Source organism: Rhizobium sp. NZLR1b (assembly GCF_019685155.1).
Taxonomy (GTDB): Bacteria; Pseudomonadota; Alphaproteobacteria; order Rhizobiales; family Rhizobiaceae; genus Rhizobium.
In genome coordinates this window covers 98,428-118,851 of sequence record NZ_JABDWC010000018.1, presented here as the reverse complement: position 1 = coordinate 118,851, position 20,424 = coordinate 98,428, and the positions used below count along the sequence as shown (strand labels likewise).

26 protein-coding genes are annotated in these 20,424 nt (G+C 61.4%); 13 read left to right on the top strand and 13 right to left on the bottom strand.

All coding sequences use genetic code 11. The features are described from left to right. Positions 1–39: 39 nt before the first annotated feature. From HJB84_RS23420 to HJB84_RS23405, 4 genes are all read right to left on the bottom strand, one after another. Complete coding sequence (locus HJB84_RS23420; protein WP_221117054.1) at positions 40–831, bottom strand: aldolase; 792 nt, start codon at positions 829–831, stop codon at positions 40–42. Positions 832–931: 100 nt separating this feature from the next. Beyond that, positions 932–1,582 carry a pyridoxamine 5'-phosphate oxidase family protein gene (locus HJB84_RS23415; RefSeq protein ID WP_207583355.1) on the bottom strand — a complete coding sequence of 217 codons (651 nt, stop codon included), beginning with the start codon at positions 1,580–1,582 and terminating at the stop codon, positions 932–934. Positions 1,583–1,972: 390 nt separating this feature from the next. Beyond that, positions 1,973–2,407 (bottom strand): hypothetical protein, encoded by a 435-nt coding sequence (locus HJB84_RS23410; RefSeq protein ID WP_221117053.1) that lies wholly within the window; start codon positions 2,405–2,407, stop codon positions 1,973–1,975. 1 nt (position 2,408) lies between these two features. Beyond that, on the bottom strand, positions 2,409–3,143 hold the full coding sequence (locus tag HJB84_RS23405) for a TetR/AcrR family transcriptional regulator (protein WP_221117052.1): 735 nt from the start codon (positions 3,141–3,143) through the stop codon (positions 2,409–2,411). 196 nt (positions 3,144–3,339) lie between these two features. Here HJB84_RS23405 and HJB84_RS23400 point away from each other — a divergent pair, with 196 nt between their 5' ends. Continuing rightward, positions 3,340–3,828 carry a RidA family protein gene (locus HJB84_RS23400; protein ID WP_207583357.1) on the top strand — a complete coding sequence of 163 codons (489 nt, stop codon included), beginning with the start codon at positions 3,340–3,342 and terminating at the stop codon, positions 3,826–3,828. A 45-nt stretch (positions 3,829–3,873) separates the two neighbouring features. On the opposite strand, the gene HJB84_RS23395 is transcribed toward HJB84_RS23400, so the two are convergent. Continuing rightward, the gene (locus HJB84_RS23395; RefSeq protein WP_207583358.1) at positions 3,874–4,218 is read right to left on the bottom strand and encodes a helix-turn-helix transcriptional regulator; all 345 of its coding nucleotides are present in this window, start codon (positions 4,216–4,218) and stop codon (positions 3,874–3,876) included. 107 nt (positions 4,219–4,325) lie between these two features. On the opposite strand from HJB84_RS23395, the gene HJB84_RS23390 reads away from it, so the two are divergent. Both HJB84_RS23390 and HJB84_RS23385 read left to right on the top strand, forming a co-directional pair. Next, positions 4,326–5,072 carry a glucose 1-dehydrogenase gene (locus tag HJB84_RS23390; RefSeq protein WP_207583359.1) on the top strand — a complete coding sequence of 249 codons (747 nt, stop codon included), beginning with the start codon at positions 4,326–4,328 and terminating at the stop codon, positions 5,070–5,072. 412 nt (positions 5,073–5,484) lie between these two features. Then, the gene (locus HJB84_RS23385; protein ID WP_207583360.1) at positions 5,485–6,021 is read left to right on the top strand and encodes a hypothetical protein; all 537 of its coding nucleotides are present in this window, start codon (positions 5,485–5,487) and stop codon (positions 6,019–6,021) included. Positions 6,022–6,088: 67 nt separating this feature from the next. Here the strand turns inward: HJB84_RS23385 and HJB84_RS23380 are convergent, their stop codons facing one another. The 7 genes from HJB84_RS23380 to HJB84_RS23350 all read right to left on the bottom strand — a co-directional run bounded on the left by HJB84_RS23380 (position 6,089) and on the right by HJB84_RS23350 (position 9,280). Then, positions 6,089–6,334: an isocitrate lyase/phosphoenolpyruvate mutase family protein gene (locus HJB84_RS23380; protein ID WP_405048993.1), complete on the bottom strand. Its 246-nt coding sequence runs from the start codon at positions 6,332–6,334 to the stop codon at positions 6,089–6,091. Between the two features lie 29 nt (positions 6,335–6,363). Next, positions 6,364–6,984, bottom strand: coding sequence for a glutathione S-transferase family protein (locus HJB84_RS23375; protein ID WP_207583361.1), 621 nt, complete (start codon positions 6,982–6,984; stop codon positions 6,364–6,366). Further along, entirely contained in the window at positions 6,977–7,456 is a 480-nt protein-coding gene (locus HJB84_RS23370) for an SRPBCC domain-containing protein (protein ID WP_221117051.1), read from the bottom strand. Before HJB84_RS23370 ends, HJB84_RS23375 begins: the two co-directional genes overlap by 8 nt. Continuing rightward, complete coding sequence (locus HJB84_RS23365) at positions 7,431–7,781, bottom strand: helix-turn-helix transcriptional regulator (protein ID WP_207583363.1); 351 nt, start codon at positions 7,779–7,781, stop codon at positions 7,431–7,433. The genes HJB84_RS23370 and HJB84_RS23365 overlap by 26 nt, the downstream gene beginning before the upstream one ends. A 248-nt stretch (positions 7,782–8,029) precedes the next feature. Further along, a complete protein-coding gene (locus tag HJB84_RS23360; RefSeq protein WP_207583364.1) occupies positions 8,030–8,446 on the bottom strand; it encodes a GFA family protein in 417 nt (138 codons plus the stop codon). Between the two features lie 43 nt (positions 8,447–8,489). Beyond that, positions 8,490–8,954, bottom strand: coding sequence for an SRPBCC domain-containing protein (locus tag HJB84_RS23355; protein WP_207583365.1), 465 nt, complete (start codon positions 8,952–8,954; stop codon positions 8,490–8,492). Further along, positions 8,951–9,280, bottom strand: a complete 330-nt coding sequence (locus HJB84_RS23350) for a helix-turn-helix transcriptional regulator (protein WP_207583366.1) — start codon at positions 9,278–9,280, stop codon at positions 8,951–8,953. Before HJB84_RS23350 ends, HJB84_RS23355 begins: the two co-directional genes overlap by 4 nt. 294 nt (positions 9,281–9,574) lie before the next feature. On the opposite strand from HJB84_RS23350, the gene HJB84_RS23345 reads away from it, so the two are divergent. Then, complete coding sequence (locus HJB84_RS23345; protein WP_207583367.1) at positions 9,575–10,132, top strand: YidB family protein; 558 nt, start codon at positions 9,575–9,577, stop codon at positions 10,130–10,132. Between the two features lie 282 nt (positions 10,133–10,414). Here HJB84_RS23345 and HJB84_RS23340 read toward each other — a convergent pair whose 3' ends face one another. After that, positions 10,415–11,260 carry a dienelactone hydrolase family protein gene (locus tag HJB84_RS23340; protein WP_207584273.1) on the bottom strand — a complete coding sequence of 282 codons (846 nt, stop codon included), beginning with the start codon at positions 11,258–11,260 and terminating at the stop codon, positions 10,415–10,417. Between the two features lie 759 nt (positions 11,261–12,019). Here HJB84_RS23340 and HJB84_RS23335 point away from each other — a divergent pair. The 9 genes from HJB84_RS23335 to HJB84_RS23295 all read left to right on the top strand — a co-directional run bounded on the left by HJB84_RS23335 (position 12,020) and on the right by HJB84_RS23295 (position 20,404). After that, positions 12,020–12,256: a hypothetical protein gene (locus tag HJB84_RS23335; RefSeq protein ID WP_207583368.1), complete on the top strand. Its 237-nt coding sequence runs from the start codon at positions 12,020–12,022 to the stop codon at positions 12,254–12,256. A 19-nt stretch (positions 12,257–12,275) separates the two neighbouring features. Next, positions 12,276–12,746, top strand: coding sequence for a terminase small subunit protein (locus HJB84_RS23330; protein WP_221117050.1), 471 nt, complete (start codon positions 12,276–12,278; stop codon positions 12,744–12,746). Continuing rightward, positions 12,712–14,283 carry a terminase gene (locus HJB84_RS23325; RefSeq protein ID WP_221117049.1) on the top strand — a complete coding sequence of 524 codons (1,572 nt, stop codon included), beginning with the start codon at positions 12,712–12,714 and terminating at the stop codon, positions 14,281–14,283. Before HJB84_RS23330 ends, HJB84_RS23325 begins: the two co-directional genes overlap by 35 nt. Continuing rightward, the gene (locus HJB84_RS23320; protein ID WP_221117048.1) at positions 14,283–16,376 is read left to right on the top strand and encodes a hypothetical protein; all 2,094 of its coding nucleotides are present in this window, start codon (positions 14,283–14,285) and stop codon (positions 16,374–16,376) included. Before HJB84_RS23325 ends, HJB84_RS23320 begins: the two co-directional genes overlap by 1 nt. Before the next feature lie 19 nt (positions 16,377–16,395). Then, the gene (locus HJB84_RS23315) at positions 16,396–16,707 is read left to right on the top strand and encodes a hypothetical protein (protein WP_207583371.1); all 312 of its coding nucleotides are present in this window, start codon (positions 16,396–16,398) and stop codon (positions 16,705–16,707) included. Between the two features lie 35 nt (positions 16,708–16,742). Then, on the top strand, positions 16,743–17,834 hold the full coding sequence (locus tag HJB84_RS23310; RefSeq protein ID WP_221117047.1) for a hypothetical protein: 1,092 nt from the start codon (positions 16,743–16,745) through the stop codon (positions 17,832–17,834). Positions 17,835–17,849: 15 nt separating this feature from the next. Continuing rightward, on the top strand, positions 17,850–18,824 hold the full coding sequence (locus HJB84_RS23305; protein WP_003587937.1) for a phage major capsid protein: 975 nt from the start codon (positions 17,850–17,852) through the stop codon (positions 18,822–18,824). 23 nt (positions 18,825–18,847) lie between these two features. Continuing rightward, positions 18,848–19,633, top strand: a complete 786-nt coding sequence (locus HJB84_RS23300; RefSeq protein WP_221117046.1) for a hypothetical protein — start codon at positions 18,848–18,850, stop codon at positions 19,631–19,633. Positions 19,634–19,837: 204 nt separating this feature from the next. Next, the gene (locus HJB84_RS23295) at positions 19,838–20,404 is read left to right on the top strand and encodes a hypothetical protein (protein WP_221117045.1); all 567 of its coding nucleotides are present in this window, start codon (positions 19,838–19,840) and stop codon (positions 20,402–20,404) included. Positions 20,405–20,424: the final 20 nt, after the last annotated feature.

The following is a 20,424-nucleotide window of genomic DNA, read 5'->3' as shown; positions in this document are numbered from 1 at the left end:
GGAGAGAACTTCGCTGTCGCTGCAGAATGTCGCGAGGGCTCAGCGCTTATAGTCGGGCTCGCTGCGATCGAGCGCGCGTTTCACCGCCTCCAGATGGAGCCGGGCCGACTCCGGATCTCCTTCGCGCATCTGCCGATACGCCGCTTCGGCGATCTCAGGCGCGACGGCAAGGACCTGGCGCCCGGTCGACAGGGCGAGCGTCTGCACCTCGCAGGCGCGCTCGAGATAATAGAGGTCGTCCCAGGCCTCGGCGATATTGGCTGCGCAGACCATCACGCCATGGTGCTTCATGAAGACGATGTCGGCATCGCCGATCGCTGCAGCGATGCGATCGCCCTCGCGCGCGTCGAGCGCCAGACCGTTGTAATCCCGGTCGACGGCCGTGCGTCCATAGAATTTCAACGCGGTCTGCCCTGCAAAGATCAGCGGATCGCCTTCGGTCATCGAAAGGGCGGTGGCATAGGGCATATGCGTGTGGAACGCCGCCTTGGCGCGCGGAATGTTCTTATGGATCCTGGCGTGGATGTAAAAGGCGGTGGCCTCGGGCTGACCGCTGCCCGACACGACGTTGCCGTGAAAATCGCAGATCAACAACATCGAAGCCGTCAGTTCGGCGAAAGCGTAGCCGTAGGGGTTGACGATGAACAGGTCGTCATAGCCGGGAACCACCGCCGAGAAGTGGTTGCAGATCCCTTCCTCCATGGCGAGCCGCGCCGCCATCCGGAAGCAGGCCGCCAGATCCACGCGCGCCTGCCAGATTTCCTCCGTATCGAGTTTCGGCTGGTTGGGGCCGGCGGCAGGCGAGGGGGTCGTGTTGAGCGAGTGGGCCATGGGATCGTTTCAGATGGGTGTCGCGGAGAGGGCGGTTATTTGAATTACGCCCGCATGACCCTGGCATCAAGCCGGCTGGAATGAAACGCAAGCGTGCCGGTTAATAAAGCGTCCGCTTGTATGCATCTTCGAGATCGGCATCGATTTTCCGCATCTCATCCTCATCGCTTGGCGCGCCAGTCGTCTCATCCAGAATGATCTTTACAAGGGACGGCATCTCGGTGCGATCCTGAAGATGATCCGGGTTCCACAAGTGCGAGCGCCGGAAGGCCTTGGCGCAGTGAAGAAAAACCTCATTCACCTTGACGACGATCGCGAGTTTGGGAGCGCGGTCGTTGACACTCATGCTTTGCAGAAGTTCAGGGTCAGTCATCAAAGTGGCGTAGCCATTCACGCGCAATGTGTCGTCAAAGCCCGGAATGATGAACAACAGCCCGACGCTCGGATTGGCGAGAATATTGACTAAGGTGTCGAGGCGGTTATTGCCGGGCCGGTCCGGTATCGCCAGCGTCCGCTCGTCAAGTATTTTGACGAAGCCCACAGGATCACCGCGGGGGCTGACATCGGCTTTTCCATCCGGGCTCTGCGTGCCGATGCACAGGAATGGCGAACGCCTGATAAATTCTTGCGCATGTTTGCCGATAGTGTCCTGACACTTCTGAATGGCCAGAGCATGTGTCGCCTCGAACAGACCTCGAAGAGCTCGCTCATCTCTTATGGCGAAATCTGGATTGACCTTGAACTCCTTCATTCCATTTGCCTTTCGAGTTGCGTTATTGGCTTGATCAGCCTTGCGCCATAATGATGTACGTACCTCATAATGTCGCGGTTTGTCAATGTCCGTAACGCGGCAGAGGGTGGGAGCGGTTTCGCCAGACCCGCCGCCGGCGCACTCGACAGTACCGGCGATAATCGAGGCTGGGCCGTGGGGGTAATGACACTTTTCTTGCACCACACGTCGCTGGATTCACGAGGCTCATCCCACCCTCCGTCCTCCTCGGGCTTGACCCGAGGATCCACGCCGCCTCAATCCGCGACGGGCATGGATCCCAGGCTCAATGCCCGGGATGACGGAGGGTGGGGGGCGTTTTGCCAAAGGATATATCTGTGTGGCTGGTCGGAAAGAAATGGCGTCTGTGCCTTACCGCTGAAGCTCGGCATCATGAGCGTTTTTCAGTGCGTCGCATCCCCCAAGCTCTTTCGTAACGCTTGATGCCCACTCCTGCGCCTGCCGTTCGGAAATCGGTAGGTCAGGGACTTCAGTTTCAGCGAGAAACTGCAAGCTCGCTCCCTCCAATTTTGCGATCGCCTCCTCAACGTCCGAATATATCTGCGTTCCTGGAGGACAGCCCTGCTTTTGGATATATCCCAAAAATCGTGGACGCATCGGCTTCGGCTCTGCCCCGCAATATTTCTCCGCCAGGACATGCACCATCAGTGCGTAGTCGATTCCCATGAATCGCGTCTCGATCGGTTCGTTCAGCTTGATACTGTTTCGGCAAAATTTGGGAGATTCGGCATTGGCGGCAACAAGCGGCACGCAGGCAAATATTACGCCGCAGACATAACGAAACAAATCACTTCCCTCCCACATTTTCCAGGCGCGACGACTTTCCTTGTTTGGGAACGAGGCCATCGAGCAGGAAGTCGAGGCCTTTGCTGAAAGCACCGTCCCAGTCATTGTCCAGCAGCAGCCGGGAGCGTTCGATTGTCGGGTAGTGTTGGCTGAGGCTTGCGAGGCGCTGCTGCGCGGCGGCTCTGTCCTCGTCCGAGAGCTCGAAGCTTGCCCTTGTGGTGGTGGCGCCGATCACATAGTTCCACAGCGACCATATTGCGACGTTCAAATCCGCGTCCGCCACGCCGGCTCTGGACAAGGTTCTGCCCAGCAGTTCCAGGCGAGAAAGGATGTTCGGGCCGAGCGCCCGGCGCGGCAAGAGCGATGCCGACCAGGGATGGCGCAGCATGCCGGCACGCCAGTCTTCAAGCATGTGAACCACGTCGCCGCGCCAGTCTTCCGACGCATCGATTGGCGCCGGGCCGCGATATTCGAGCACCGAATCGAGCGCCAGATCAAAGACCTGCTCCTTGTTGCCGACGTGCCAATAGAGGCTCATCGCGCCGGCCCCGAGGCGATCGGCCAGCCGACGCATCTTCAATCCGTCCAGCCCTTCGGTATCCAGCAGTTCGACCGCCGTCGCGACGATCCGTTCGAGAGAAAGAGGCGGTTCATGGCGCGGTTCAGGCCCGGACTGGGGCAACGGAGTTTTCCGTTGAGACTGCTTGCTCCGAGCGCCGCTGCGTTTGGCTGCCATCCGATTTCCTTAGTGAACAAAACGTCAATTTAAGCCGACAAAGCGACGAATGTCGATGCTGACGGATTGACTCGTACATTGTACGATGCGAGTTAATCGTACAATGTACGAGCCAATCGTATAGGCAACAATTCGACGTTCAAACCTGCAGGCCGTGGGGGAGGTTCCCCTCAGTCCTCAACGCCCAAGAGAATTCATGTCACGCGCAATCACGCATCTGCTCATCGGAGGGCTCATCATCATGACCATCGGAATTTCCGCTGCGACGAAAGCCAACGAGAACGATCTCAAGCTGACCATCGTCAATCCGAAAAACCTCTACGATCCCTCGCCGAACGGCTACAGCACGGCGGTGATCGTGCCGAGGGAAGGCCGGCTGGCCTACATCTCCGGACAGGGCGGCCAGGACAGCACCGGCGCCTTGTCGCCAGACTTCGCCGTCCAGGTGAAGCAGGCCTACGCCAATCTGCGCACTGCCCTCGATGCGCTTGGCGCCAGGCCCGATCAGGTCGCCAAGCTGACGGTCTTCGTGGTCGATCACGATATGTCCAAGCTTCAAGTGTTGACGGAGAACGTCAGGGAGATGTTCGGCGCTGCACTGCCGGCGCAGACGTTGATTCCCGTTCCCAAGCTGGCGATCGACCCCATGCTCTTCGAGGTCGAAGCCGTCGTCATCTTGGAATAAGGATGGCTGGAATAGCGGGCGGCGCAAGCTCCGGCAGTCCGCCCGTCAATCTGCCTCCGGCTGCCCGGGAAGCTGTTTGTAAGCCGTCAGAATGGCCTTGATCAAGCCCGGGAAGCGCTCGTCCAGCTCGGCGCAGCGGGTTTGATTGCGCATCTCCACGCCCTGGCGCTCGCTCAGGATCAGCCCGGACTCGCGCAGCACTTTGAAGTGGTTCGACAGCGACGACTTCGGGATGACCCGCTCGCCGAGCTGGCCCAGCGCAGAACAGGTCCCGCCGCAGCCGGCGCCGGAAAGCCACGCGAAAATTGCGGCGCGCTCCGGATCGGAAAGCGCATAAAGGACCGCTTCGGGGCGGATGTCCTCTAATGCTGGGTGAAAGAGCGGTCTCATGAATTTTATATAGCGACCCTTGACATTAAGATCAACAGTTCCGAATTTCTGAACTACGGAACAAGGCCGTCAGTGTCGATGGCAGTCCGGGTCAGAAGGAATTGGATATGGCAAAGCTCACGGGAAAGGTCGCTGTGGTAACCGGGGCCTCCAAGGGCATCGGTGCCGCGATTGCCAAGGCCCTTGCGGCGGAAGGTGCGCAAGTGGTGGTGAACTACGCTTCGAGCAAGGCCGGGGCAGACGCGGTGGTTGAGGCGATCAGCGCCGCCGGCGGCAAGGCGATCGCGGTACAGGGCGATGTTTCCAAGGCCGAGCAGGCACAGGGCTTGGTCGATGCCGCCGTCAGGGAGTTCGGCAAGCTCGACGTGCTGGTCAACAACTCCGGTGTCTACGAATTCGCGCCGATCGATGAGGTGACCGAGGAACATTATCACCGCATGTTCGACGTCAACGTGCTCGGCCTTCTTTTGACCACCCAGGCGGCGGTCAAGCATCTCGGCGAGGGTGGCAGCGTCATCAACATCTCATCGGTGGTCACCAGCATGGCGCCGCCGGCCTCTGCGGTCTACACCGGCACCAAGGGAGCCGTGGAAGGCATCAACAGCGTGCTTGCCAAGGAACTCGGCCCACGCAAAATCCGCGTCAACGCCATCCTGCCGGGAATGGTCGAGACCGAGGGCACGCACACCGCCGGCGTCATCGGCTCGGATTTCCAGCAGGTCATCGTCGGCCAGACGCCACTCGGCCGCGTCGGCCAGCCGGACGATATTGCCGGCGTCGCGGTCTTCCTCGCTTCCGACGACGCCCGCTGGCTGACCGGCGAACGGCTGAATGCCAGCGGCGGCTTTCGCTAAGGCTGGTTGAAGGTTGCGCGCGCCTTGCCGGGCGCGCGCTCCCAGCCAGAGAAACGGGAGGTTGCCGCGGCCTTGCGGCACCCGCCCCCTCCTTCGAGGCTCCGGCCTTCGGCCCCCGCGCCTTAGGATGCGGCTCTCCTGAGCTTTCGCTTGACGGTTTTACCCGGGTGCCTGCGGCACGGACCAGGGAAAGATATCGCGTGATCGATTGCGCAATATCGCCAGAACCGCGTCCAAGACGCGCCGCGTCCCAGGTGGAAGCCGCGCTTTCCTGATATTGTCGCTGTCGCCGGCGACTTCCCAATGCGTCGCCTGGCCTTCAAGCTTCACCGCGGGTGTTTGCCTGGCTGCTGTCTTGCTTTCTCCAGCATCCAAACTACGGTGCCGACAGGGTGATTTGGGGATTGAGCGCGTGCGTTTGATTGCAGCTTTGGCGATTATAATCATATCGAGCCAGGTGGGAGCGGTTGCGTGTCCTCTCGACGATACCTTGAAGCTCTGCGTATTGAATGGCCGAAGCCTGGCTGCCCTGCACAGCGGCGTTGATCGAGGCGATTGGAAAGTCGACGCGATTTCTTCTCCGCCCAATGCAAGCTCGGAGCCAAGAACCGGCAGCGAGGTTTACACGATGCCGAGCGGGCAGCGGTTCGCCATGCTTTTTCGGGAATACCGAAACCTCTTTTCTGCCACTTGCTCGTTCAATTTTGTCTTAGCCTTGGGCAAGGGTGGTCAGGAAGGGATGCATTGTTCCAACGTTGAGCTTGAAGCCTTCGAAGCTGGGCTCTCTGCAGCCTCGCTGGGTCAGATAACGAAAGAGCGCAGGCAAAGCGGCACGGCCTATTTGATAGAGGGCCAAAACACGTGGATGACTGTGGTGGTCACAAACAGTGGCACGCCGCAAGACGTTTCGAATGCGTGGGTCGAGACTTCGGTCGTTAAAGCGCCTTAGGCAAAACTTCATCCGCTTGCAACTGACGCCTTGATCGCATTGCCGGACGCGTGGCCCGCGCTTTGGCTCATTGCCTGTCACGGCGTTTTCCCTGTGACATCAGCTGGCCGATGACAGCAGCCGGGAGCGCGTCGACGGCATAGCCAAACGTGCCGGCTGATCTCACTTCCTCGGCGGCCCGCATCAAAGCCCCGAGTGCTGCCCGCGCAAACGATCCGCCGACACTAACTCGCCGCACGCCGCCGGCCGAGAGTTCGGCAACGGAGTAACTCGGTCCGCGTAAGCCCATGACCACGTTGACAACGCCTTTCACACGCAAAGGGGTCCTTCGCCGGTGCGCTCCTACGCCGGGAAAGGGTTTCGCCACGCATCCAGTTCTTCAAGCCGTTCGTACCAGGTTTGGATATGCCGAAACTCGGCGAGGGGAATCTCGGCGGCGGCTGCATAAGGAAGTGCAGCGGCCAGCGCGAAATCCGCAACGGTCAGGGTCTTCCCGACGGCGACGCTGTTCCTCGCCAAATGATCGTCCAGCACGCGGCCATGGTGCCGAAAATTCGTCTTCGCATCTTCGATCAGGCCGACGTCAGGCTCTCCACCGAACAACGGCTTGATCAAGGTTTCAAACCACAGTGTTGCCCCGTGCCGGGTAAAATGACTGGCATCCCAACTCAACCAGCGGAGCACGTCGATCTGCCGGTGGTCATGCGGCCAGAAATCCGATGCAACGCTGTCAGACAGCCTGCACATGATGGCATTCGCTTCCCACAAGGTTCCGGCGTCATCCTGCAACACCGGGACTTTCCCGTTCGGGTTAAGCGCCAGGAATTCTGCGGTGCGCTGTTCTCCGCTTGCCAGGTCAATCCTGACGAACTCGACGTCGGCTTTAAGAAAACGAGCGGCGGCGCAGGCCTTCCGAGGATTGAGCGTCTCGCAATAGTATAGTTTCATCGCCGCCTTACGCATGATCCGGTCCTTCGGATTCTAGAAAAACGCCCAATCGCTCGAGGCTTTGCGACCAACCGGCTTCATGACCCTCAAGCGATGATGCGCTTTCAAATCCACTCTGCCGAAAAGTCATTTCAGTGCCTCCGTCGCTTTCCCTGAACGTGATCGTGACGACCGTTTCCGGGCTATTTTCGCCGGTCCCGCTCTCCCAGGCATGTGTGAAGACAAGCCTGTGTGGCGGCTCGACCTCCAGGTATTTTCCGCCGACCCAGTGCTCTTCTCCACCTGGCGCGATCAGACAGGCGCGGTGTCTACCGCCCGGCCGGACTTCAAGCTGGTCGCCCACCGCCTTGAAACCGTGAGGACCACTCCATTGCGCCAACGCTTTCGGGTCGGTCCATGCCCTGAAAACGAGATCGCATGGGGCATCGAACCTTCGCACAAGAACCAGGTCGCGGGTGTTGTCAGTGTCGATCTCCGGATTTGTCATTTTCGTATCCTTGTACCTTGGACAGATAGTCATCGAGACGATCAAAGCTTTGATCCCAGAAGCGTCGGTAATCGGCGATCCAATCAGCGATTGTCTTCAACGCGTCCGGCTCAAGGACGCGGGGACGCGAATTCGCTTCACGGCCGGAGCGGATCAATCCGGCCTGTTCCAGGACCTTGAGATGCTTTGATATGGCAGGCTGAGACAACTCGAAGGGATCAGCGAGTTCGGCCACGGTCGCCTTGCCGTGAGCAAGCCGCCCAAGAATTGCTCTCCTTGTGGGATCGGAGAGTGCGGAGAAAATCGCATCGAGCCTGTCGTCCATATATCACCATGCAGCTATATAGCCATATGGATATATTCTATGGAGCGAAATGTCAAAGGCAATTTTGCGGTAGATTGGCAGTGACGGGAAAGAAACTCACCCGTTGGCAACGAAGCGGGAAGTCCCGCGTCTGCAGATCCCGCAACGGGAAAAACTGGGCCAAATGTGGTGCCCAGCTTTCCTGCGAATACGGCATCTGCTGTTCAGATCGCGTGAACAAGAAGCGCGCGACTTCCGCTGGCCTAGCTTCACATCGGCGGCATCGTTTCGAATTTCGCCGCGGTCGGATCGACCTGGTCCCAGCCAAGGCCGCTCTGGGTGTAGGTCACCATCTCGGGCTGGTATCTATCGGGATCGTTGAGGCTGGCGGCATGGATGGTGAAGAAGTCGGGCATGTAGGAGAAGGTCAGGTAGACCGGTGCGCCGCAGGCGGGGCAGAAGCCGCGGGTCTTGACGTTGCCATTGTCGGCGACCATGTCCCAATGCGTCGCCTGGCCTTCAAGCTTCACCGCCTGCCGGCTCGGGAAGGTCAGATAGGAGCCGTGCCCAGTGCCGCTGGTCTTCTGGCAGTCGCGGCACTGGCAGTCATTCATCGCGATCGGTTCGGCTGCGATCTCATAATGGATCGCACCGCAGGCGCAGCCGCCGGTGTAGGGCTTGCTCATGTCTCTCTCCTGATAAGGGTTGTTGGACGACGGGTTGGTCGCCTCAGTTCTTGCCTTCGGCGATGGCGCCGATGTTCTGGACGACCTTCTTCCAGCCTTCGCCCATTTTCTGGAAGGCGGTTTCGTTGCGAGGCAGCACGAAGCCGGAATGGATGAGGCGCAGCCGCGTGCCCTTTTCGACCCTGGTCAGGATGAAGGTGACCACGGTATCGAGCGGCGAGCCATATCCGGCGTTCTCCGCATGCCCGCCTTTCCAGGCATAGGCCAGACGTTCGTTTTCCGTCACCTCCAGCACCTGGCAGTGAATGGTGCCGTCCCAGGCGCCGGCCGGCGTCGTCTCGTAGGTGAAGCATTTGCCTTCCACCGGCTCGAAACCGGCCGGCACCATCAGCCAGCGGCCCATCAGACTGGCCGTGGTCAATGTTTTCCAGAGCGTCTCCGGCTGATGCGGGAAGATCTCGTCGATCACGATCTCCTGCGTGTCGGGCTTCAATGCGGTCTCGTTCATGGATCGATTTCCTTCAGCAATGTTCTGAGATCGGCAAAGCGTTCGCGCCAGAAGAGGCCGTAATGGCTCATCCAGTCGACAAGCGGCTCGAGGCCATCAGGGGCGGCACGGTAATAGACCTTTCGGCCTTCGGGACGCTCAGTGACAAGCCCCGCCTGCTTCAGCGCCTTGAGGTGTTGGGAAACGGCGCCTTGGGTGACGTGGCCTGCACGCGTCAGTTCGACGACGGTGATCTCGTCGGAGCGGACGATCAGTTCGAACACTGCCCGCCGGGTGGGATCGGCAAGGGCGCGCATGACGGCGGTAATGGAGGCGGTTTCGATCATGAGGAAAGCAATAGCGTGGACTAATTGATGAGTCAATACTAATTAGTTTGATAGAGGGACGGTGAAGTGGCCGCATCGATTAGCCCGCGCCCGCCACGCGTCTTCTTTGCGTTGAGGAATGACCTTTGCCAACCGGCGCGGCTGCCCGGAAATCTGATCTGCGGCGTCTGCGGCAGGGTGAACGGCCGGGCTTTAAGCGCCTGGCGCGGAACCTTTGGGCGCTCTGGACATTGCTGCCCATGCAGCACTCTGCTTGGGTCGGCTGCGCTTTGGAAAACCATGGGAGGATTCATCATGATGAGCGGTCAATTGAAGGCGCTTCTCGCCGTTCTTGCCCTTGCCGGCTATCAGAACAGAGACAAGATCGGGGAACTCCTGCGCGGCATGCAGAACCCGCAGCAGGCCGGCCCCGGAGGCCAGCAGCAGGCCGGTGCCGGAGGCCAGCAGCCGGGCGGGCTCGGCGGCATCCTCGGCGGGCTGGGCGGCTCGGGTGGTTTGGGCGGCCTTCTCGGCGGTCTCACCTCCGGCGGCATCGTCAGCGGCGGTCTCGGCGATCTCCTCAAGACCTTTCAGCAGAACGGCCACGGCGACAAGATCGACTCGTGGGTCAAGCCCGGCGAGAATGCCGAGATCAATGACGGCCAGCTCGCCGAAGCCCTCGGTCCGGATGTTCTGAACGAAATTGCTCAAAATACCGGCCTTTCGCACGAGGAGATTCTTGGCCGATTGAGCCGCGATCTCCCCAAGGCCGTCGACGACCTGACGCCGCAGGGCAAGCTGCCGAGCGCCGAAGAAGACTTTTTGTCTTCGGCGAGCAGTTCGACCACGTCGGCACGGCCGAGCAGCATCTAAATCCTGGGTAAATGGGCGCGCGGCCGGCAGGCAGCCGGCGCGTGTTGCGAGGGCGATCGGGAAGCGCAATTGCCCTTATATTCCGCCATACGTCGTGATTTGCCGCGTAGCTCACCCCACCCTCCGTCCTCCTCGGGCTTGACCCGAGGATCCATGCCGGCCCCATCAGCAGCGGGCATGGATTCCAGGCTCAAGGCCTGGAATGACGGAGATTGGGGGTGCGCTGCTGCCACACTCGCCGCTGGCGCATTACGATGTCGCACCAGATCGCGGAGTTTCCCGTTAGTTCGAGAGATACTTTCGAAGGAATGTGTGAACGCTGCGGATGGATTTTGCTGCGGCGTCCGGATCGTATTTTTCGATATGACCGAACACCCGCCTTCCCACTGCAAACTCCGGGGCATCGAAATCGTGATAGGTACCCTTGTAGATATTCAGCTCGATCGGCGGACTATCGTCAGTCAGATTGGCAAGCCTCTTCCGGCATGGTTCCGTTGGGCTCCAATTGTCTCGTTCGCCACTCAAAATCAGGATCGGCACCGTCGCATCGCCCTGACTGGCTGCGCAGACCGGATAGTAGGCAACCGCCGCCCTGAATTTGTGATCCATCAGCTGTTCGTTACCTTCGATTTTCGTTCCCTCCAGCGTCGCGGTGCCGCCCGCCGAAAAGCCCATCAGCGCGACGCGCTGCACGTCGACAAAACTCGATTTCGATAAGAAATCCAAAGCCCCATAGGCGTCGAAGACCCGGTCGGGGAGAGTGCTTTGACAGGTGTCCTTGATATTGCGGGTGGTGAAACTATCGACGACCAGCACGACGTACCCCCATGAGACCAGCCGTTTCGGCCAAAGGTCTTTGACGCTCAACCGCAGGCCATCGCATCCATGCATGACGACGATGGCCGGGAAGGGGCCTTGACCCTGGGGGCGGGACAGATAACCCAGCAATGGCGTGCCTTGCGGTTGGGAGATAATTTCTCCTTGTTCGCCAGCCTTGCGTATCCGGAAGGGGCTCAGCTTGACGGGCACGCTTTCGAACCGCACCAATTCGTCGGCATCGGCCCGGTTTTCGGCAAGCGTGATGCCGAGACAAGCGACAAGGCAAAGAAAAAGTCCCGCGGTTTTCACTGACGCCTCCACCGTTTGACCGACAGGCTGCCAATTGTACGCCGGAGCTGAAGGTTGGCAAAGCGGATGGGGCGTTCTGCTGCCGATTGGGGCATGGGCAGGGCAGAGTTTAGACCGATCCGCGATCAGCCCTTGATCACCCCCCGGCAGCTCAGTTAAGACTACCGTAAATTCAAGCTGCGAAATTTGAGTCCTTAACGAATGACGATCAAATCGGCGTCGTCCTTCCCGCCGCATGCGTCACTCGCCCAGACTTGCGAGCCGCCACGGTCATTGAGCACAGCCGCGGGTTTCCCAAGGAGCTCACCCCTTGCTCCGTCATCCTCGGGCTTGACCCGGGGATCCACGGTGGCCTCCATCAGCAGCGGGCATGGATCCTCGGCTCAAGGCCGAGGAGGACGGAGGTTGGGGAGCGTGTTTTGCCAAACTTGCTGGATAGCGGATGGCATTCTGCCGCCAATTGGTCGGGCAGGCTTGATTTCAAAACTAACCCACGATCAACCCTTGATCACCCCCCGGCAGATCAGTTAAGACTACCGTAAATCCAAACTGCGAGATTTGAATTCAGAGGTGATCGACCAAGTCGGCGCCGGCCTGCGGTCGCGTGCGTCACTTGCACGATTTGCGCACCGGCCGTTTCCGAGGCCCTGACAGCGTCCTCTGATCGTCGTCGATCCCCACCCCTTCCGCCCGAGCCTTCATGTTCGATCACATCGGGATCGAGCCGGGTCGGGCTGTGTCCTTTCAAGGAGAACTGCAATGGACCCTTCGATTGCTCCGGCCTCGCGGGCCTCGGTGGTGACGCCGAATGATAGTGCCATTGTCGGGGCGCGCGCGCTCTATATCGGCACGGCGGGAGATGTGGCGATTGCGCCGCGGCGGGATATGGATCCGGTGATCTTCAAGAGCGTGCCGGCCGGGACGATCCTGCCGGTGCATGCGGCAATCGTGGCGCTGACCGGGACGACGGCGTCGAACATCATCGCGCTGTTCTGAGCCTTCAGAAGCGGATCCCATGGGCAGACCGACCAAGTTCACCCAGGCGCTGGCCGAGAAGATCTGCGAGCGCATTGCCGACAGGGAAAGCCTGCGGTCGATCTGCCGGGATGAGGATATGCCGGCGAAATCGACGGTGCTCTCCTGGCTCGCCGATGACGGCAAGGCGGCGTTTCGGGCGCGCTATGCGCTGGCCCGCGAGATCCTCGCCGACAGCTTCGTCGACGAACTGGTCGAAATAGCCGATGACCGCAGCGACGACTGGATCGAGAAGAAGAATGCCGCCGGCGAGACCACCGGCTGGCAGGAGAACGGCGAGGCGATAAGGCGCTCGCAACTGCGCATCGCCACCCGCCAATGGGTCGCCGAGAAGCTGAAGCCGAAGAAATACGGTTCGAAGATCGAGCCCGAACAGGGCGTGACCGGCGAAGTCTCGCAATTGCTGGAAGATATCAATGGCAAAACCCGCGGACTTCCAAACGGCGGTTGACCAGTTTTCCGACTGGCGCTGGCGGCTGAACAATCTCTACTGGATCACCGACAAAGCGGGCCGACGCGTCAGGTTCGAAATGAACTGGACGCAGATGACGTTTTTCGAGGAGATGCACTATCTCAACGTGCTGCTGAAGGCCCGTCAGCTCGGTCTGACGACCTTCATCCAGATCTTCATGCTCGATGCCTGCGTCTTCAACCGGGATATCAGGGCCGGCACCATCGCCCATACGCTTGGTGACGTGCAGACGATCTTCCGGGACAAGGTCAAATACCCCTATGACAATCTGCCGGAAGCCATCCGCAACGCCGTGCCCGTCGTCAGGGGCAACCAGGCCGAACTGCTGCTCGCCAACAATTCGAGCATCCGCGTCGGCACCTCGCTGCGCTCGGGAACGCTGCAATACCTGCATATTTCCGAATATGGAAAGCTTTGCGCCAAATATCCCGACAAGGCGCGGGAAGTCAGGACCGGCGCTTTGAATACGGTGCAGGCCGGCCAGCTGGTGTTCATCGAAAGCACGGCGGAAGGCCAGGAAGGGCATTTCTATACGCTCTGCGAGGATGCCAAGGTCAAGCAGCGGCAAGTCGCCAAGCTGACCGAACTGGACTTCAAGTTCCATTTCTTTCCCTGGTGGAAGGAACCGCAATATGCGCTCGCGCCTCAGGGCGTCATCGTCAGCGATGCTTTCGCCAAATATTTCCGCACTCTGGGCGACCAGGGCATCACCCTGACCGAGGGGCAGAAAGCCTGGTACGTCAAGAAGGCCGAAACCCAGCTCGGCGACATGAAGCGCGAATATCCCTCGACGCCGGCCGAGGCTTTCGAGGCAAGCGTCGAAGGCGCCTATTACGCCGAGCAGATGGCGGTCGCCGACGCCGAAGAGCGCATCGGGGTCTTCCCGCATGCCGAAGGCTATCCGGTTCACACCATTTCCGACATCGGCATGGACGATGCCAACAGCGTCTGGCTGTTTCAGGTGCTGCCCGGCCGGGTGCGGATGATCGGCTATTTCGAGCATACCGGCACCGGCATGGACGGCATGCTCGACGAGCTGGAGCGGCGCGCGCGCGACAACGGCTATGTCTACGGCGTCCACAACATGCCGCATGACATCAAGGTCCGGGAGTGGACGCGCGGCGGCATGACCCGCATCGAAGTCATGCTGAAAGAGGTGAGGGCGCGTGGTCTCGGCACCGTTCGCAAGGTCGAGCGCGCCTATGTGCATGACCGCATCAACGCCACGCGGCGCATGCTGGCGAGGATCGAGTTCGACCAGGCCGGCTGCATCGAGGGCATCAAGTGCCTGCGCAACTACCGCAAGGATTGGGACGAGGATCTGAGCGTCTTCCGCGACGAGCCGCTGCACAATTGGGCTTCACACGGCGCCGATGCTTTCGGCGGCCTGGCGATCATCTTCACCGGATTGGCGCCCGAACCGCTGAAGCCCGAGCGTAAGGCGCTGCCGACATTCCAGACGATGACATTCAACGAATTTGCCGATTCCACCCCTGGCCAAAGCGAGCGTGTTTGATGGAAGACGAGATGACGGCTTCAGACGGCGAGCAGCGCTGGGATCCGGCCAAGGTCGGCGCCCATTGGCAGCAAGAGCTCGAACGCGCCCAGCGCTATTTCAAGTCCTGGCACGACCGCTGCGTCAAGATCGAGAAGATCTATCTCGACCAGCAGTCGGACCAGACGAGCGCCGCCAAGCGCCGCTTTCCGATGCTCTGGGCCAATACTTCGGTGCTGCAGCCGGCCGTCTATGCCCGCGTGCCGCAGCCGGTCGTCGAACGCCGCTTCAAGGATGCCCAGCCGGTGGCGCGCATCGCCTCGGAGCTGGTCGAGCGCAATCTCGCCTATACCGGCGATGAGGCCGATATCGATTCGATCATGCGGGCGGTGCGCGACGATTTTCTGCTCTGCGCCCGCGGCACGGTGTGGCTGCGCTATGAGGCCGATTTCGAGCCGCTCGATATGGGCGTCCTGCCCTCGGACCCGGCGGCAGCCCAAAGTCTTCCCGAGAGTTTGCCCGGTCGGATGGGCGGTGCTCAGCCGGAAGCGATCAGCGACGAGCGTGTGTGCATCGATTACGTCCACTGGTCGGACTTCCTGCATTCGCCGGCGCGGCGCTGGAAGGACGTGACCTGGGTGGCGCGGCGCGTTCCGATGACCGACGCGGAAATGGAGAAGCGCTTCGGCACTGATGCCATGGCTTCGCGGGCGGCGGAAGGTGCCGGCAGCCGCACGGGCATCAGCCAGGCCGAGCGCCTGGAGAATGAGGGCAAGACCCATGTCTGGGAGATCTGGTGCAAGAGCGAGAACTATACCGTCTGGATCGCCGACGGTTCGCCGGTGGCGTTGGAAGTCTCCGAGCCGCCGCTCGATCTGACGCATTTCTGGCCGTGCCCGCGCCCGGCCTATGGCACGATGTCGACGAGCTCGCTGATCCCGGTTCCCGACTATGTCTATTACCAGCAGCAATGCGACGAGATCGATCTCCTGACCAAACGCATCAACAAGCTGACCGATCAGCTGCGGCTGAAAGTGTTTTATCCCTCCGGCGACGGCGCGATCTCGCCGGCGATCGAGAAGGCGATGCGGCCGGAAAACGACATGGTCATGGTGCCGATCCCGGAATGGGCGGCGTTTACCGACAAGGGCGGCTCGAAGGCCATCGTGACGCTGCCGATCGACGAGGTGCAGAAGGTCCTTATTGCCTGCATGACGGCGCGCAAGCAGCTGATCGAGGATGTCTACCAGATTACCGGCATTTCCGACATCGTCCGCGGTGACACCCAGGCCTCCGAAACCGCGACGGCGCAGCGCATCAAGAGCCAGTGGGGCTCGATCCGCATCCGCGACCGCCAGGCCGAGCTGGCCCGCTTTGCCCGCGACATCATCCGCCTTGCCGGCGAGATCATCTGCGACCAGTTCCAGCCGGAAACGCTGATGGTGGTCAGCGGCATCCGGCTGCCCACGATGGCCGAGAAGCAGCAGGTCGAGATGCAGATGCAGCAGATGCAGATGGCGGCACAGCAGGCGGCCATGCGGGCAAAGCAGACCGGCCAACCGGCGCCACCGCCGCCCGAAATGCCGCCGCAGCTGCAGCAGATGATGCAGCAGCCGACGATCGACGAGGTGGTGCAGCTCTTACGCAATGACAGCATTCGCGGCTTCCAGATCGAGATCGAGACGGATTCGACCATCGAGCCTGACGAGGATGCCGAAAAGCAGCGCCGCATGGAATTCGTCCAGATGGTCGGCGGCTTTATGCAGCAGGCGGGAGCGATGGCGCAGCAGAGCCCGATGCTGGTGCCGGTAATGGTCGAAACGCTGCTCTTTGCCGCCCGCGGCTTCCGGGCCGGCCGTCAGCTCGAAAGCACGCTGGAGCAGGTGGGAGCGCAGCTCTCCCAGGCAGCAGCCACGCCAAAACCGGAGCCGCAGCCTGCGCCCGGCGAGATGCTCAAGCTGAAGACGGCCGAGGTGAAGGCCGGCGCCGAACAGCGCAGAGCCGAGCTCAGCGTCGCCGAGGCCGAGATCGAACATCGCGCCACGGTGGAGCAGGCGCGCGGCGAAATGGCGGCGCAGGCCGTGCAGCAGTTCCAGCAGCCAGCGTACCAATGAATTGGTCGGGAGCAACAGCATGAGAGAACGCTATTGCCGCGTCTGCGGTGGCTGGCACCAACTCGATCAGTGGCCGCACAATTGCCTGCCAGCGCAAAACCCGGCGCAGTCGGATCTGCCGGCACCGCATTTCGTCAGCGACAGCATCGACATCCAGTCGATGCATGACGGACAGCATTACACCTCGAAGGCCAGGCTGCGTTCGGCTTACCGGGCAGCCGGGGTGATCGAGATCGGCAATGAAAAGCCGCAGCCGATCGAGAAGCCGAAGACGGATCGCAGCGAGATCCGCAACGACTTGAGGCGAATTTACACCGAGTACAACGCCTGAACCGGGCATCAATCCCCGACATAGGAAATTTCCCAATGGATATGGAAGACCTGAACGAGGCCGGCAACGGCAGCGAAGATTTTGGTGCGTTCGACGATAAGCCATTGAACGATAGGCCGGTCAGCATCCGCGACAGCCTGAAAGCGGCGATCGACACCGTCGAGACCAATGGACCGGGCGATATATCAGGCCAGCCGGGCGACGGCGAAAACGGCCGCTTCATGGCCAAGGGGCAGGAGCAAGCCGGCGCTACGGCGCGGGCAGGGCAGGCGCCGGCGGCAAACGCCGCGCTCGCCCAGCAGCAGACGCTGCAGAGCCGCGGGCAGGGCGGAGAACAGCCGGCAGCCATCGGCAACCGGGTTCCGCCCGGCTGGTCGGCGGAAGCCAAGGCGCAATTCGGGGGCCTTCCCGGGGAAGTGCAGGCGGCGATCGCCAAGCGCGAACAGGAAGTCGATAACGGCTTCCGCGTCCTGCAGGATTACAAGGGGCTGGAGGAATTCACCCCGATCGTCCGCCAGGCCGGCATGACCCATGCCGATGTCATGCGTCGGGCGATCGACTGGGAGAAGGCGCTGATCCACGATCCCGTCAACACCGTCGTTCACGTTGCCAGGATGGCCGGGGTCAATCTTCACGCCCTGGTCAATGGCCAGACGGGAGAGATCCTGCAGCGCAATTCGCAGCAGGCCGGACCCCAGCAAGGAGGGCCGCAGCCTCGATCTTTCAATGTCGAGGCGACGGTCGAACATGTTTTGCGGAAAAGGGACACCGAAACTCAAGTCGATGCCTTCCTTTCCGACCCGGCAAACGCGCACGCCGAAGATGTGCTCGACGACATGATCGCCCTCGTCAACGCAGGGCGGGCAACGTCGCTCCAGGACGCCTACGACGCCGCATGCTGGATGCGCCCGGACATTCGCCAGCAGTTGATCAGCCAGACTGCACCGGCGCCTGTCCCACAACAGCAAGCCCAGAGGGCAGCAGCGGCAGATCAAGCCCGCCGCGCCTCGCGATCCATCTCTGGTTCTTCCGCGCCGGGCCCGACCCGCGATGCGGCAAGGGGCCAGCCCACCTCCATCCGAGACTCGCTGCGCGACGCCATGCGCTTTTCGCGCGGTCAGGTCTGAGCAAAGGAATGATCAATGCCCATTTCGCCCAACCTCTCTGAAATCGTCACCACGACGCTGCGCAATCGCAGCGGCACGGTGGCCGACGACGTGACGAAGAACAACGGTCTTCTCACCCGTCTGAACAGCCGCGGCCGCAAGAAGCCGATCTCCGGCGGTCGCACAATCGTCCAGGAACTGCAGTACCAGGAAAACAGCACCTTCAAGCGCTATTCCGGCTACGATATCCTGAATGTGCAGCCGTCCGACGTCATCACTGCGGCCGAATACGATCTGAAGCAGGCCGCGGTCGCAGTTTCCATGTCCGGCCTCGAACAGCTGCAGAACTCCGGCGAGGATGCGATCCTCGATCTGCTCGAGCAGCGCATCGAGAACGCCGAAACCACTTTGAAGAACAACATCGCGCTTGACTGCTATTCCGATGGCACGGCCGATGGCGGGCGGCAGATCGGCGGCCTGCAGCTGCTGATCTCGACCTCTCCGACCTCGGGCACCGTCGGCGGCATCTCGCGCGCCACCTGGGGTTTCTGGCGCAACCAGAAATTCTCGGCCTCGGCCGATGGTGGTGCGGCCGCCACCAATGCCAATATCCAGAGCTACATGAACCGGCTCTATATGTCCTGCGTTCGCGGCTCCGACGCGCCCGATCTCGTCGTCGCCGACAACAACTTCTTCCGCCTCTACTGGGAATCGCTGCAGGCAATCCAGCGCATCACCTCGGCCGACAAGGGCATGGCCGGCTTCCAGTCGCTGCAATATATGGGCGCCGACGTGATCTTCGACGGCGGCTTCGGCGGCGGTGCGCCGCTCAACCAGATGTTCTTCCTGAACACCAAATACCTGTTCTACCGCCCGCACCGCGACCGCGACATGGCCCCGATCGGCGACGAGCGCATGAACACCAACCAGGATGCCTTCGTCCAGCTGATGGGCTTTGCCGGCAACCTCACCATGAACAACGCCTTCCTGCAGGGCGTGTTGTTCGCCTGATCGTCAACGAAAGGAACAAGCAAATGTCGGTCGCAACAATCCAGTCCGATCGTCTTGGCGCGAACCCGTTCGTCGTCGAAGGCCCGATCGTTTCCGGCTCCGGTATTCCCGGCCCGAACTTCTCCCTCGGCGCTATCGCCGGCGGGGACCGTGAATCCGAATGGGTCTATTGCCAGCTGGTGCTGGCCTCGCCGACCACCCTTCAGCCCGGCCAGTGGTTCCAGTGGACCCGGGATTATGTCGCTTCGCTGCTGACCACGGCGGCGGCCGTCGTCGGCCAGCGCTGCGGCGTCTTTTCCGGTGCCGCCCAGCCTCCGACGCTGACTGGCGGCCCGGTCGGGGCCGTGACACTCGCAGCCGGCAACTATTACCTGTGGCTGCAGCGCAACGGCCAGGCGCCGTCGCAGGTGGCAACCGCAACGGCGGCCCTCGTCATTGCCGAAACCACCGCCACCGCAGGCCAGGCGAGCGCCCCGGCCTCGGCCACGGCCACCACCAAGGCCATCGCCAACGTCAACTTCGCGGCCGCCAATCAGACGTTTACGGCAACCACGGTCAACGGCTCCAACCTGCTGGCGGGTATTGCCGGTCTGAGTGCCGGTTCCGGCCCGTTCATCGGTGCGGCGGTCGCCGGCACCGGAATCGCAGGCGGCACGACGATCTCGGGCATCACCTACAGCCCGAACGGCGTCGTCCAGAGCATCACGCTCTCGGCCAACGCCACCGTCAACGGCACCGGCATCACCATCACCGCGACCGGCGTACTCGAAGCGACGCTGATGCGGCCGTTCCTGTCGAAGGTGAACTAAATCAAGCTATCAACGGGCGTTTCGGCGCCCGTCATGGCTACTAACAATGCCTGCAAACTTCTCTTCCGTCATGCTCTGGCTTGTCCCGAGCAGCTGCCGCCGGTCGATGCGCAGCAGATCCTCGGCACAAGGCCGAGGATGACGAGGAGGGGATGCTTCCCCCGCCCATCCCTATTTCCCCGCCATCAACAGCGAGACCAGCAAATGCCCGACAACACCGGAATCTATGCCTCCTTCAGCCTCGAACCGGTCGAGCAGACCTTTCTGACCGAGAAGGAAGGCCGGCCGATCTTTGCCGACAAGGAATTCGTCCGCATCTTTATCGCCGGCGACAAACACACCGAAGTCTACCGCGAGGTGACCGAGAACGACAAACTCCGCTTCGCCGACGCCTACAAGCGGTTCAAGCAAGGGGCTGAGGCCCGCGAGCAGCTGACCGGCACGCCGCTGGCGCAGTGGCCCTATCTGAAGCCCAGCCAGATCAAGGAGATGGAGGCGGTCAATATCTACACCGTCGAGCAGCTCGCAGCTCTTTCCGACACCGCCAAGCAGAAGATCGGCATGGGCGCCAACGAGCTCGTCGCCGCCGCCCGGGCCTATCTCGCCACTGCCGAAAACTCCAGCGCCGCCTCGGCCTTCGCCGCCGAGAACGAGCGGCTGAAGGATGAGGTGACCCGCCTGCAGGAGCAGATGAGGGAGATGGCCTCGCGCTTCGAGGCGCTCGAAAACGAAGGCCAGGGCAACAAGGCCCGCAGCCGCCCAGCCGCCTGAACCAGCCGCCTGACCTGAAC

Coding starts and splice junctions, on each gene's coding strand:
- HJB84_RS23300 (WP_221117046.1), top strand. CDS start 18,848: ATGTCGGTCGCAACAATCCAGTCCGATCGTCTTGGCGCGAACCCGTTC.
- HJB84_RS23370 (WP_221117051.1), bottom strand. CDS start 7,456: ATGACAAATCCGGAGATCGACACTGACAACACCCGCGACCTGGTTCTT.
- HJB84_RS23405 (WP_221117052.1), bottom strand. CDS start 3,143: ATGGCAGCCAAACGCAGCGGCGCTCGGAGCAAGCAGTCTCAACGGAAA.
- HJB84_RS23350 (WP_207583366.1), bottom strand. CDS start 9,280: ATGATCGAAACCGCCTCCATTACCGCCGTCATGCGCGCCCTTGCCGAT.
- HJB84_RS23365 (WP_207583363.1), bottom strand. CDS start 7,781: ATGGACGACAGGCTCGATGCGATTTTCTCCGCACTCTCCGATCCCACA.
- HJB84_RS23325 (WP_221117049.1), top strand. CDS start 12,712: ATGGCAAAACCCGCGGACTTCCAAACGGCGGTTGACCAGTTTTCCGAC.
- HJB84_RS23420 (WP_221117054.1), bottom strand. CDS start 831: ATGGCCCACTCGCTCAACACGACCCCCTCGCCTGCCGCCGGCCCCAAC.
- HJB84_RS23400 (WP_207583357.1), top strand. CDS start 3,340: ATGTCACGCGCAATCACGCATCTGCTCATCGGAGGGCTCATCATCATG.
- HJB84_RS23415 (WP_207583355.1), bottom strand. CDS start 1,582: ATGAAGGAGTTCAAGGTCAATCCAGATTTCGCCATAAGAGATGAGCGA.
- HJB84_RS23305 (WP_003587937.1), top strand. CDS start 17,850: ATGCCCATTTCGCCCAACCTCTCTGAAATCGTCACCACGACGCTGCGC.
- HJB84_RS23320 (WP_221117048.1), top strand. CDS start 14,283: ATGGAAGACGAGATGACGGCTTCAGACGGCGAGCAGCGCTGGGATCCG.
- HJB84_RS23360 (WP_207583364.1), bottom strand. CDS start 8,446: ATGAGCAAGCCCTACACCGGCGGCTGCGCCTGCGGTGCGATCCATTAT.
- HJB84_RS23375 (WP_207583361.1), bottom strand. CDS start 6,984: ATGCGTAAGGCGGCGATGAAACTATACTATTGCGAGACGCTCAATCCT.
- HJB84_RS23395 (WP_207583358.1), bottom strand. CDS start 4,218: ATGAGACCGCTCTTTCACCCAGCATTAGAGGACATCCGCCCCGAAGCG.
- HJB84_RS23355 (WP_207583365.1), bottom strand. CDS start 8,954: ATGAACGAGACCGCATTGAAGCCCGACACGCAGGAGATCGTGATCGAC.
- HJB84_RS23315 (WP_207583371.1), top strand. CDS start 16,396: ATGAGAGAACGCTATTGCCGCGTCTGCGGTGGCTGGCACCAACTCGAT.
- HJB84_RS23335 (WP_207583368.1), top strand. CDS start 12,020: ATGGACCCTTCGATTGCTCCGGCCTCGCGGGCCTCGGTGGTGACGCCG.
- HJB84_RS23390 (WP_207583359.1), top strand. CDS start 4,326: ATGGCAAAGCTCACGGGAAAGGTCGCTGTGGTAACCGGGGCCTCCAAG.
- HJB84_RS23310 (WP_221117047.1), top strand. CDS start 16,743: ATGGATATGGAAGACCTGAACGAGGCCGGCAACGGCAGCGAAGATTTT.
- HJB84_RS23345 (WP_207583367.1), top strand. CDS start 9,575: ATGATGAGCGGTCAATTGAAGGCGCTTCTCGCCGTTCTTGCCCTTGCC.
- HJB84_RS23330 (WP_221117050.1), top strand. CDS start 12,276: ATGGGCAGACCGACCAAGTTCACCCAGGCGCTGGCCGAGAAGATCTGC.
- HJB84_RS23295 (WP_221117045.1), top strand. CDS start 19,838: ATGCCCGACAACACCGGAATCTATGCCTCCTTCAGCCTCGAACCGGTC.